Source organism: Micromonospora sp. NPDC007271, assembly GCF_040634005.1.
Lineage (GTDB): Bacteria > Actinomycetota > Actinomycetes > Mycobacteriales > Micromonosporaceae > Micromonospora.
Map to the genome: position 1 here is coordinate 54,184 of NZ_JBEYER010000032.1, position 10,697 is coordinate 64,880.

11 protein-coding genes are annotated in these 10,697 nt (G+C 72.3%); 7 read left to right on the plus strand and 4 right to left on the minus strand.

Annotated elements, in window-relative coordinates:
- Window positions 1-647 precede the first annotated feature (647 nt).
- Together ABZ570_RS14325 and ABZ570_RS14330 are read right to left on the minus strand one after the other, a co-directional pair.
- The gene (locus ABZ570_RS14325) at window positions 648-1,100 is read right to left on the minus strand and encodes a hypothetical protein (protein ID WP_358062192.1); all 453 of its coding nucleotides are present in this window, start codon (window positions 1,098-1,100) and stop codon (window positions 648-650) included.
- A 116-nt stretch (window positions 1,101-1,216) separates the two neighbouring features.
- Window positions 1,217-1,429: an acyl-CoA carboxylase subunit epsilon gene (locus tag ABZ570_RS14330; protein ID WP_358062195.1), complete on the minus strand. Its 213-nt coding sequence runs from the start codon at window positions 1,427-1,429 to the stop codon at window positions 1,217-1,219.
- Between the two features lie 92 nt (window positions 1,430-1,521).
- Here ABZ570_RS14330 and ABZ570_RS14335 point away from each other — a divergent pair, with 92 nt between their 5' ends.
- Together ABZ570_RS14335 and ABZ570_RS14340 are read left to right on the plus strand one after the other, a co-directional pair.
- Window positions 1,522-3,582 (plus strand): protein kinase, encoded by a 2,061-nt coding sequence (locus ABZ570_RS14335; RefSeq protein WP_358062198.1) that lies wholly within the window; start codon window positions 1,522-1,524, stop codon window positions 3,580-3,582.
- Window positions 3,583-3,658: 76 nt separating this feature from the next.
- Complete coding sequence (locus ABZ570_RS14340) at window positions 3,659-3,889, plus strand: hypothetical protein (protein WP_358062201.1); 231 nt, start codon at window positions 3,659-3,661, stop codon at window positions 3,887-3,889.
- Window positions 3,890-3,984: 95 nt separating this feature from the next.
- Here the strand turns inward: ABZ570_RS14340 and ABZ570_RS14345 are convergent, their stop codons facing one another.
- The gene (locus ABZ570_RS14345) at window positions 3,985-4,740 is read right to left on the minus strand and encodes a GH25 family lysozyme (protein ID WP_358062204.1); all 756 of its coding nucleotides are present in this window, start codon (window positions 4,738-4,740) and stop codon (window positions 3,985-3,987) included.
- A 230-nt stretch (window positions 4,741-4,970) separates the two neighbouring features.
- Between ABZ570_RS14345 and ABZ570_RS14350 the strand changes: the two genes are divergently transcribed.
- From ABZ570_RS14350 to ABZ570_RS14360, 3 genes are all read left to right on the plus strand, one after another.
- Entirely contained in the window at window positions 4,971-5,714 is a 744-nt protein-coding gene (locus tag ABZ570_RS14350) for a M50 family metallopeptidase (protein WP_358062206.1), read from the plus strand.
- Between the two features lie 211 nt (window positions 5,715-5,925).
- The gene (locus ABZ570_RS14355) at window positions 5,926-6,426 is read left to right on the plus strand and encodes a SigE family RNA polymerase sigma factor (RefSeq protein WP_358062209.1); all 501 of its coding nucleotides are present in this window, start codon (window positions 5,926-5,928) and stop codon (window positions 6,424-6,426) included.
- Window positions 6,419-7,297: a hypothetical protein gene (locus ABZ570_RS14360; protein WP_358062211.1), complete on the plus strand. Its 879-nt coding sequence runs from the start codon at window positions 6,419-6,421 to the stop codon at window positions 7,295-7,297. The genes ABZ570_RS14355 and ABZ570_RS14360 overlap by 8 nt, the downstream gene beginning before the upstream one ends.
- A gap of 87 nt (window positions 7,298-7,384) precedes the next feature.
- Here ABZ570_RS14360 and ABZ570_RS14365 read toward each other — a convergent pair whose 3' ends face one another.
- Window positions 7,385-8,968 carry an acyl-CoA carboxylase subunit beta gene (locus ABZ570_RS14365; protein ID WP_358062214.1) on the minus strand — a complete coding sequence of 528 codons (1,584 nt, stop codon included), beginning with the start codon at window positions 8,966-8,968 and terminating at the stop codon, window positions 7,385-7,387.
- A 97-nt stretch (window positions 8,969-9,065) separates the two neighbouring features.
- On the opposite strand from ABZ570_RS14365, the gene ABZ570_RS14370 reads away from it, so the two are divergent.
- Complete coding sequence (locus ABZ570_RS14370) at window positions 9,066-9,941, plus strand: biotin--[acetyl-CoA-carboxylase] ligase (RefSeq protein ID WP_358062217.1); 876 nt, start codon at window positions 9,066-9,068, stop codon at window positions 9,939-9,941.
- Between the two features lie 129 nt (window positions 9,942-10,070).
- The coding region (locus ABZ570_RS14375) for a PH domain-containing protein (protein ID WP_358062220.1) at window positions 10,071-10,697 on the plus strand (627 nt) is incomplete at its 3' end.

Here is a 10,697-nt window from a genome sequence, read left to right on the forward strand (position 1 = left end):
CACAGGCACGATTGGATGAATGGCGGGCATCGCTTTGCTGTAAGCATCGGTATCGTTTGCCTGACGACCTGGTCTAGCTGGAGCGGGTGGCTGGCGGAGCATTACTTGGGCTTGTTGGAGTTCGCCGCTCAATCCCGTCATCAGGCTCCGCGCCCGTATGTTCAGCTGCTCCAGGTCCGCGTCCGTCACCGGGGGCTGGTCGGGCAGGCGGCTGCCGGCCACCGCCTTCGGGTCGGCAAGTGTCGCCTCGTACGCGCGCTTCTGTTGAACCTTGGCCGCGTACTCGTCGTAGATCGGCTTGAGGTCGGTGCGGGTGCTGCTGATGGCGCGGGTGGCGGCGGCGAGCGCGTCGTAGTTCGCGGCGGCGGCGTCGTGGGTGCGCTGCACCTTGTCGATGAGCTGGTCCAGTTCACCGAGGTAGGCCCGCGCGGCGGCGTTGGTCTCCGGTGGCCAGGCTTCGGCAAGGCCCCGGCGGTATTCCTGGAGCCGGCTGAGGTGAGTCAGGGCGAGGTCGCAGATCTTGCGCCACCCGGCGACCTGCTTCCACTGCCCGGTGGTTTCCTGGTCCTGGAGGCACGCCCACATGTTGAGCACGTCCATCAGCCGCCAGTCGGTGAGGCCCGAGGTGCGTCCGCTGCCCCGCTCGATCACGGCAGCACCACCGGCCCGTCCTCGCCGGTGGTCGGGTCGGGCAGCATGGGCACGGGACGTGCGCCGACCGCTACGGCGCGGCCCAGGGCCTGCTCGACGTCGGCTACCCGGGCGGCGGAGAACGCGTCGGTGTGGGCGTACTGAGCGGCGATCCGGCCTGCGGCGTCGGCGAGGTGGCCGGTGGCGGGGCCGAGGTCCCAGACCATGTGGACGGCGGCCTGCTGGGTCTCGTGGTGCGCCTGGAGGAACTGGACCAGCTCGATGAACGCGTCGGCCGGGTTGGGGACCGGCGCCTTCATGTCGTCGGCGATGTACGACAGGTGCGGCGCGTAGTTGCGGGCGACCTCATTTTGGAGCCGATCGGCGAATTCGCGCATCTGTCGGATGTCGGCCTCGATGCCGCCGTAGCCTCGCAGCCAGCCCGCCGGCCGGTCCTCCTCGGGGATCATCGACCCTCCCTGCCTGTCACCGTGCCGTTTCCCAGAGTGAGGTTAGCGGCTCGGTGAGCCTCCCGGCAGCCCCGGCCATCCGAGGGCGGCGCAGGCTGGTCGTACCGGGGAAAGGGTCAGCGGGGAAGGCCGGAGGCGCGCCACGCGCCGGGACCGGCGACGAGCGCCGCGCCCGCCGGTCGGGCGCGGCGGGCCCACTGGGACACGGCTGTCGGCGCCGCGGCCGGGGCCGGTCGGGTCCGCGCCACGATCGCGCCGACCAGGGCGGCCACCTCCTCGGCGGTGGGCACCCCGCGCACGATCCGGAACAGCGGCTCCTCGGCAGACATGCGAATCAGGGTACGCGTCGAGAACTTGACCTTCGCCGCACAGTGGCGTGCCGGCGGTGTGCCTGTTGGGGCCTCCGGGTACGGTTTCAGCGATGTCGAACGCGCTTCCCCAACTCGTCGCCGACCGGTACCGGCTCATCTCGCCGCTCGGCCAGGGTGGCATGGGTCGGGTGTGGAAGGCGCGCGACGAGGTGCTGCATCGGGACGTGGCCATCAAGGAGTTGGTCCCGCCGCCGAGCCTCACCCCTGAGGAGCGCCGCGAGATGCGGGAACGCTCGCTGCGGGAGGCGCGGGCGATCGCCCGGCTGAACAACATCAACGTGGTCCGCATCTTCGACGTGCTGCGTACCGACGGCGATCCGTGGATCGTCATGGAGTACGTGCCGTCGAAGTCGTTGCAGGAGACGATCGCCGAGGACGGGCCGGTGTCGCCGGCCAAGGCGGTCCAGATCGGCCTCGGGGTGCTGGGCGCGCTGAAGGCCGCCCACAAGGCCGGCATCATGCACCGCGACGTCAAGCCGGGCAACGTCCTGATGGGCAACGACGGCCGGGTGGTGCTCACCGACTTCGGCCTGGCCACCATCCCCGGCGACCCGAACGTCACCCGCACCGGCATGGTGCTCGGCTCGCCCGCGTACATCGCACCGGAGCGGGCCCGGGACGGCACGGCGGGGCCCGAGGCCGACCTCTGGTCGCTGGGCGCGACACTCTACGCCGCTGTGGAGGGCAAGTCGCCGTACGCCCGGCCGTCGGCGATCGCCACCCTGGCCGCGCTCGCCACCGAGCCGCTCCCGCCACCGAAGAACGCCGGGCCGCTCAAGCCGGTCCTGCAGGGCCTGCTGCGCAAGGACCCGGCTGAGCGGATCACGGCCGAGGTGGCGGAGCGCATGCTGCGCAAGGCCGCCGGGCGGCGCGCGAGGGGCATCTCGCTGCTGGACGGCGTACGCCGGCCGGGGCCGAACGGTCCGCGCGAGCCGCGCCCACCGCTGGTGCCGGCGCCGCGTCCGGCCGACGACCGGGCCGAGCGGCCGCCGGTCACCCCGGCACCACGCAAGCCCGGGCTGGGTACTGCCGCTGCCGCCGCCGCAGGCGCGGCGGTCACCGCCGACGATGCCACCGCCAAGGTTCCCGACGGCCTGGACGTCGCGCCGACCGCGAAGGTGGACCCGCCGGCCGCCGAGCCGACCGCGAAGGTGGATCTCCCGACGGCCGAGCCGACCGCGAAGCTCGACCCCGCCGGGCAGGCTGACGCCGCCCCGGAGACCGATGGCGCGCCGACGACGGACGGGGCCGAGACACCGGTCGACGGGCCCGATCCCGCCCTCGATGAGACGCGGATCGATGGCACCCCGGCCGTCGAGCCGCCGTCGCCGCCGAAGAACCCCACCGCTGTGCTGGCCGAGCCGGTGAGCCCGGCGCCGTCGACCGGCCGGGCCACGGTCATTCCGGGTACGAAGCCGGCGCGCAACCGTCGCAACCTGCTGATCGGGGCGCTGGCCGTGGTGTTGCTGCTCGGCCTCGCGCTGGCTGTACCGCTGCTCACCAGCGGCGACGACAAGGGCGACGGCGGGCAGCCGGCGGCCGCCACCTCGTCCGCTCCGGCTCCGCCGCCCGCGACCAGTGCCGCACCGCCGACATCGGCCGCCCCGACCAGCGCCGCCCCCACTCCGACCCCGTCGACGACCCCCTCGGCCTCCGCCGGTGCGCTGCCCGCCGGCTGGCACTACTACACCGGGCGCAACGGCTTCAAGGTGCCGATCCCGGACGGGTGGCGGGCCCGCGGCGAAGGGTCCAACGAGGTCACTCTCTACGACCCCAACAGCCCGCGGCTGCTGTACATGCAGTGGACCTCCTCGCCAAAGAAGGACGCGTACGCCGACTGGAAGAATCAGGAGCCGTACCGCTCCAAGCACGTGACGGCCTACCAGTACCTGGACATCACGCCCTGTGACCCCTATTTCCGCACCTGCGCGGACTGGGACTGGTTGGAGACCCGGGACGGCGTCCGGATCCACACGCGCAACAGGGGGGTGGCCACCGCCAGCAACCGGGGCTACGCGCTGCGCTGGGAGGTGCCGGTGAAGGACTGGGAAGCCAACCTGGGCAACTGGGACATCATCACCAAGGGCTTCCAGCCGGACCGGAAGAACTGACTCCCCGCAACTGCTGATTCGCATGGCCTTCCGTCGTGCGGGGTAGTGGACTTCCGACGACGGAAGGAGGTACGACATGGGTCACCGACACAAGGACACCGGGCCCCGGCTGGCACTGTGGATGCTGGTCGCGCTCGGCGACCTCGTCCTGTTGCTGGTGAGCGCCGGCCTCTCCGCGCCGGTCGCGGTGCTCACGATCGCGGCCCTCGTCGTCGCGGGGGTGGCGGCCTGGCGACTGGCCCGGCGGACCACCCTGACCGGGCGGCGCCCGGTACCCGTGGCGGCCGGCCCGCGGCGCAGGACCTGACCGGGCGCGACACGCGACGGCGGCGGCAGCGGGAGCGGCTGGCGACCCAGGGGCGACAGCCGGTCCCGCTGCTGGCGACCGGTTCGTCAGCTCGGTCAGGCGGTGTTGTTGGCGAGGGCGATCAGGCGGGTCCGGTCACCGTTCCAGTAGTTGCGGTCGACGTTGCCGCTGATCCCGGAGACGCTGCCGGTGCTGGTGTACTGCCAGAAGCTCCACACCGAGGCGCCGGCCGGCAGGGTGCCGGGCGAGCTGGCCCAGCGGGCGATCCACAGCGGGTGGTTGGCCCACGGGCCGGTCCAGCTGCCGGTGCACTGGTTCCACCAGCTGGTGGTGGTGTAGATGACCGCGTACCGGCTGGTGCGGGCCTTGTAGCGGTTGAGGAAGTCGCTGATCCAGGTCCGCATCCCCGAGGTGGTCAGGCCGTAGCAGTAGCCGCCGCTGTAGGGGTTGGCCTCCAGGTCGAGGGCGGCGGGAAGGGTACGGCTGTCGGCCGACCAGGCGCCGCCGTTGTTGGCCAGGAAGTCGGCCTGGGCCGCGCCGCCGGAGAGGTTGGGCCGGGCGAAGTGGTACGCGCCCCGGATGACGCCGGCGTAGTAGGCGTTGGGGTAGTTGGTGTTGAAGGACGGGTCCTTGTAGCTCGTACCCTCGGTGGCCTTGATGAAGGCGAACTCGATGCCAGAGTTACGGACGCTGGTCCAGTTGATGCTGCCCTGCCAGTTGGAGACGTCGATGCCGGCGACCGTGGCGGCCGAGGCCGGGGCGGCGGTGGCGAAGAGGGCCGCCGCCGCGGTGGCGGCGACGGTGAGGCCGGCGGCGAGCAGTCGGCGCAGGGAGAGTCTGGTACGAGCCATTGATGCCTCCTCCAGGGACGTCAACCGATTGACGACTATCTTTGGAGACAACTGCCCGCCCAGGCAAGAGTGTCTAAAGAATTTTTCATCGACGGCGATCGTCGTCCTGGTGACCGATGGCTCCGCTCACCGGTCTTCACCTCCCGCTCCGATCGCCACCCGGCCAGCCGCACACGGTACGGGCCCGCGCCCGCCGAGCGACACAGCTCGGGCCGGTAGGCTGCCCGCCCATGCCCCTCATCGACGGCCTCACCACCCTCTGGGACAAGCTGCTGAGCGCACAGCCCGACCCGCCGCCGCTCCTGGTGCTGCTCACCGCCGTCGTCGCGCTGGCCGTGGTCGCCACCCGGGCGCCCTGGCGGATCGCCCGCAACGCGGTGACCATCGCCCACGAGGGCGGCCATGCCCTGGCCGCGCTGCTGACCGGCCGGAAGCTGCGCGGCATCCGGCTGCACTCGGACACCTCCGGGCTCACCCTCTCCGCGGGCCGCCCCACCGGGCCGGGGATGATCCTCACCCTGCTCGCCGGGTACGTCGCGCCGTCGCTGATCGGCCTCGCCGGCGGGTGGCTGCTCGCCGGCAACCGGATCACCCTGCTGCTCTGGGTCGCGGTCGCGCTGCTGCTGGCCATGCTGGTGATGATCCGCAACGTCTTCGGCGTCCTGTCGCTGCTGGTCACCGGTGGCGTGGTGCTCGCCGTCTCCTGGTACGCGTCCCCCGACGTGCAGGCGGCCTTCGCCTGGACATCGGTCTGGTTCCTGCTCTTCGGCGGCGTACGCCCGGTGGTGGAGCTGCAACGGATGCGCAGCCGGGGCCGGCTGCCCGAATCCGACGCGGACCAGCTCGCCCGGCTCACCCCCCTCCCCGCGCTGTTCTGGGTGGCGGTCTTCGCCCTGGTCAACCTGGCCGTGCTCGGCGCCGGTGCGGTGCTGCTCGCCGGCCCGATCCTGCGCGACGTGGGCCTCGCCCTCTGACCCCGGCCGGCTAGGCCGGGGACGACAAGCCGACGAGGCCAGGACGGCGGGCCGGCGAGGGACGGCCGGCCACAGGGCCGGGACAACGTGGCGGACTCCCGGGGCAGCCCGGGCGAACTGACCCGAGCTGGCGAAAATGGCCGGCTGACCGGGCAACCGCACCGCCGGTGCCAGGCGTCTCCCCTGCGACCGCCACGGGGGAGGTAGCAGCGTGCCGGACGTCGACGGGTTCGACGAGTTCTACCGGGGCAGCCGGGAACGGCTGCTCGGCTTCGTCTACGTGCTCACCGGGAATCTGGCGGAGGCTCAGGACGCCGTGCAGGAGGCGTACATCCGGGCCTGGCAGCGTTGGTCGACGGTGCGCGGGTACGACGACCCGGAGGCCTGGGTACGGGTGGTGGCCAGCCGGATCGCGGTGAGCCGATGGCGTAGCCTGCGCAGCCGCGCCCGGGCGTACCTGCGGCACGGGGCGGAGGAGACGACGCCCGCGCCCAGCATCGACACGGTCGAGGTGGTGGCCGCGTTGCGCCGGCTGCCGGAGGAGCAGCGCACCGCGATCGCGCTCTACTACCTGCTCGGCATGCCGGTCGCCGAGGTCGCCCGGGAGACCGCGGCCCCGGTCGGCACGGTGAAGGCCCGACTGTCCCGGGGGCGCGCCGCACTCGCCGGGCTGCTCGCGGTCGTGGATCTGGAGGAGGCCGCCGATGCGTGACGACGACCTGGCGTTCGTTGAACTGGTGCAGCGGGAGCTGCGGGACGTCCGTTGGCCGGAGCCGGACGAGATCCGCGCCCGGGCCCGGCGCCGCAGCTGGCGTACCGCGGTGCTGGCCGCGGTCGCGGTGCTGGCGGTCGCCAGCGGCTCGGCCGTCACCGCCTGGGCCCGTCCCGGACCGCCGGCAGCACCGTTCACCACCATGGCGTCCCCGACCTCGAGCCCCTCGGAGCGGGTGGCGGCCGAGGTGCCGCTGGAGGTGCTGCTGGCCCCGGCCGACCTGCGGACCGACGCCGAGGCGCTCACCCAGAGCGGATTGGCTGAGCGCGTCGAGATCGCCCGGGGCCTGCTCTGGTGCCACCGGTTCCAGCGGATGACCGCGCAATGGGAACCCTCGCGCTACTCGCGCTCGGTCACCCTGCTGAGCGCACGCCCTGCCGGCACCGACCAGTCGGCGAAGGAGGTCCTGCTCACCCAGGACGTCTACCGCGTCGAGCCGGACGTGGCCCGCCGCTTGTTCGCCGGCATCGACAAGATGCTGGCCCCCTGCGGGAACTGGCGGACCGAGGGCCCCGTCCAGTGGCAGGGAAAGGAAGTCTCCGCCCAGGTCACCCACCGCTGGCAGGTGGTGGACCGGAGCTTCGCCGGCACCGAGTCGGTGCTGCTGCGGCACAGCATCGGCCAGGCCCGGGACCTGGGCACCGGCCGGTCGTTGGGCGCGCTGCCCGCGCCGGAGAGCACGGCGGTGGTCCGCGTCGGTGACCTGGTGGCGGTGATCAACCTGGGCCGGGACGGCACCGAATCCGACCTGCGTCGCCTGGCCACCGTCGCCGCCGCCCGGATGTGCCCCGCTGCCAATCCCCGCTGCTGAGCCGCGCAGGGCTGCCCTGCCGGCTCGCGGCGTCAACAGGGGCCCCCTGCTCTACCCCAGGCGTTGACAGGGGACCCTTCCTCGCACCTACAGCGGGATGTTGCCGTGCTTCTTGGGGGGCAGGGTCTCGCGCTTGGTGCGCAGCACCCGGAGGGCGCGGACGATCTGGGTACGGGTCTCGTGCGGCGGGATCACAGCGTCGACGTACCCGCGCTCGGCGGCGATGTACGGGTTGGCCAGGGTGTCCTCGTACTCGGCGATCTTCTCGGCGCGGACGGCCGCCGGGTCCTCGGCGTTCGCCAGCTCCTGCCGGTAGAGGATGTTCACCGCGCCCTGCGCGCCCATCACCGCGATCTGCGCGGTCGGCCAGGCGAAGTTCAGGTCCGCGCCGAGATGCTTGGAACCCATCACGTCGTACGCCCCGCCGTACGCCTTGCGGGTGATCACGGTGACCTTCGGGACGGTGGCCTCGGCGTACGCGTAGATGAGCTTCGCGCCGCGGCGGATGATGCCGTCCCACTCCTGACCGGTGCCGGGCAGGAAGCCGGGCACGTCCACGAAGGTCAGCACCGGGACGTTGAACGCGTCGCAGGTCCGCACGAATCGGGCCGCCTTCTCCGACGCGGCGATGTCCAGCGTGCCGGCGAACTGCATCGGCTGGTTGGCCACCACGCCGACCGGGCGCCCCTCGACCCGGCCGAAGCCGACCACGATGTTCTGCGCGTAGAGGGGCTGGACCTCGAGGAACTCGCCGTCGTCGAGGACGTGCTCGATCACCCGGTGCATGTCGTACGGCTGGTTGGCCGAGTCCGGGATCAGCGTGTCCAGCTCCCGGTCCTCATCGGTGACGTCGAGGTCGGCCGGGGCGTCGAAGACCGGCGGCTCGTCCAGGTTGTTCGACGGCAGGTACGACAGCAGCGCCTTGACGTACTCGATCGCGTCCTCCTCGTCGGTGCCGAGGTAGTGCGCGTTGCCGCTGCGCGAGTTGTGGGTCCGGGCCCCGCCCAGCTCCTCCATCCCGACGTCCTCACCGGTGACCGTCTTGATCACGTCGGGGCCGGTGATGAACATGTGCGAGGTCTGGTCGACCATCACGGTGAAGTCGGTGACCGCCGGCGAGTAGACCGCACCACCCGCGCACGGGCCCATGATCAGGGAGATCTGAGGGATGACGCCGCTGGCCCGGACGTTGCGGAAGAAGATCTCGCCGTAGAGGCCGAGCGAGGCGACGCCCTCCTGGATCCGCGCGCCGCCGGAGTCGTTGATGCCGACGACCGGGCAGCCGATCTTCATGGCCAGGTCCATCACCTTGACGATCTTCTCGCCGAAGACCTCGCCGAGGGAGCCACCGAAGACGGTGAAGTCCTGCGCGAAGACACAGACCTGCCGGCCGTCCACGGTGCCGTAGCCGGTCACCACGCCGTCGCCGTACGGCCGGGTCTTCGCCAGCCCGAAGTTGGTGGACCGGTGCCGGGCGAACTCGTCCAGCTCGACGAAGGACCCCTCGTCGAGCAGCATCTCGATCCGCTCCCGGGCGGTCTTCTTGCCCCGCGCGTGCTGCTTCTCGACCGCGCGCGCCGACCCGGCGTGCACCGCCTCGTCGACCCGGCGTTCCAGGTCCGCCAGCTTGCCGGCGGTGGTGTGGATGTTGATCCCGGTCTCGGTAGTCACCCAGGGAATATAACGATGGTTCAGCCGCGGACTGTTGTGCAGTCCGCCTCACCGGCTTCCCGGCGACCGCCCGCCGCTCGGGCCGTAGGCTGGCGGGATGCCCGGCTCGCCGTACACCGATCTGGACCGTCCGCCGTTGTCCGCGGCCCGACTGCGGCGCGCGCTGGTCGCCCCGCACGGGCCGTGGCGTCGCCTGGAGCTGCGCGCGGAGACGGGCTCGACCAACGCGGACGTGGCCGAGGCCGTCCGGGCCGGCGAGCCGGAGGGCCTGGTGGTGGTCGCCGAGCGACAGACCGCCGGCCGGGGGCGGCGTGGCCGGGTCTGGCAGTCGCCGCCGCGGGCCGGCATCGCGACCAGCGTCCTGCTGCGGCCCGGCGAGGCCGTCCCGGAGCATGGCTGGTCCTCCGTGTCACCCGCGGGGTACGGCTGGCTGCCGCTGCTCGCCGGGGTCGCGCTGGTCGAGGCGGTGGCCCGGACGGCCGAGCTGGAGGCCCGCCTGAAGTGGCCGAACGACCTGCTGATCGACGGCGCCAAGTGCGCCGGGGTGCTGGCCGAGGCGGTGCCGGGCGGCGAGCCGGACCAGCCGCCCGCGATCGTGGTCGGCATCGGCCTCAACGTCACCCTGCGCGCCGACGAGCTGCCGGAGAACCCCACCGGACTGCCCGCCACCTCGCTCCAGCTCGCCGGTGCCGTGGCCACCGACCGCGACCCGCTGCTGCGCGCCCTGCTCCGCTCGCTCGCGGGCTGGTACGACCGCTGGCGCTCGACCGGCGGCGACGCGGTCGCCAGCGGCCTCCGGGACGCCTACCTGGCCGCCTGCGCCACGATCGGCCGCCAGGTCCGCGTGCTGCTCCCGGACGGCCACGAGGTGCACGGCACGGCCACCGGCGTGGACCCCGACGGCCAGCTCCTCGTCGACACTCCGACCGGCAACCTCCGCCTGGCCGCCGGCGACGTCCTGCACCTGCGGTGAAAGGAAGGGCCCCTTCCCAACGCCACAGGTATGGAAGGGAACCCCTCTCACACCCCCCCGCGCGGCCGATCCCACGGGGATGCGTCGACCGGTTACGGTCAGCGCGTCCTGTTCTGCGAGGAGGTTCCCGTGGCGTTCCCCGAAGACGTGCTCACCGAGGACGAGCACGTCGTGCTGCACCTGCACCCGCACTGGAAGGCACTGATCCGGCCGATCCTGGTGCTGGCGCTCGCCGTCGCGGCGGTGGTCGCGGGCTGGGTCCTGCTGCCCGAGGGTGGCGGCGGCACGATCGCGCTCTACGTGATCGCCGCGCTCTGCCTGGCGCTGGTGCTCTGGCTGGCTCTGTGGCCGTTCCTGGTCTGGCGCACCACGCACTATCTCTTCACCAACGAGCGGGTGCTGCTGCAGCAGGGCGTCCTCTCCCGCGACCGGCGGGACCTGCCGTTGACCCGGATCAACGACCATTCCATGCACCAGCGTTTCGTGGAGCGACTGCTCGGCTGCGGCACGCTCACCATCGAGTCGGCTGGTGAGCGCGGCCAGTCGGTGCTCCGCGACGTACCGCACGTCGACCGGGTGCAGACCAGGCTCTACGAGCTGGTCGAGGCCCACCACGACCAGCACAGCCTCGGCGACGGCGAGATGCGCGAGATCCTCGCCGACATGCGCGACGGCAAGCCGCTGCGCGACCCCTCCGCCTGCCCCAGGCCTATCGCGGCCTCCCACGTCCTTCATCGGCTCCTGGTGCCAAGGCAT

Excerpts from the sequence above, each read along its gene's own strand:
- ABZ570_RS14325 (WP_358062192.1), bottom strand. The coding sequence starts at position 1,100 with ATGATCCCCGAGGAGGACCGGCCGGCGGGCTGGCTGCGAGGCTACGGC.
- ABZ570_RS14330 (WP_358062195.1), bottom strand. The coding sequence starts at position 1,429 with ATGTCTGCCGAGGAGCCGCTGTTCCGGATCGTGCGCGGGGTGCCCACC.
- ABZ570_RS14335 (WP_358062198.1), top strand. The coding sequence starts at position 1,522 with ATGTCGAACGCGCTTCCCCAACTCGTCGCCGACCGGTACCGGCTCATC.
- ABZ570_RS14340 (WP_358062201.1), top strand. The coding sequence starts at position 3,659 with ATGGGTCACCGACACAAGGACACCGGGCCCCGGCTGGCACTGTGGATG.
- ABZ570_RS14345 (WP_358062204.1), bottom strand. The coding sequence starts at position 4,740 with ATGGCTCGTACCAGACTCTCCCTGCGCCGACTGCTCGCCGCCGGCCTC.
- ABZ570_RS14350 (WP_358062206.1), top strand. The coding sequence starts at position 4,971 with ATGCCCCTCATCGACGGCCTCACCACCCTCTGGGACAAGCTGCTGAGC.
- ABZ570_RS14360 (WP_358062211.1), top strand. The coding sequence starts at position 6,419 with ATGCGTGACGACGACCTGGCGTTCGTTGAACTGGTGCAGCGGGAGCTG.
- ABZ570_RS14370 (WP_358062217.1), top strand. The coding sequence starts at position 9,066 with ATGCCCGGCTCGCCGTACACCGATCTGGACCGTCCGCCGTTGTCCGCG.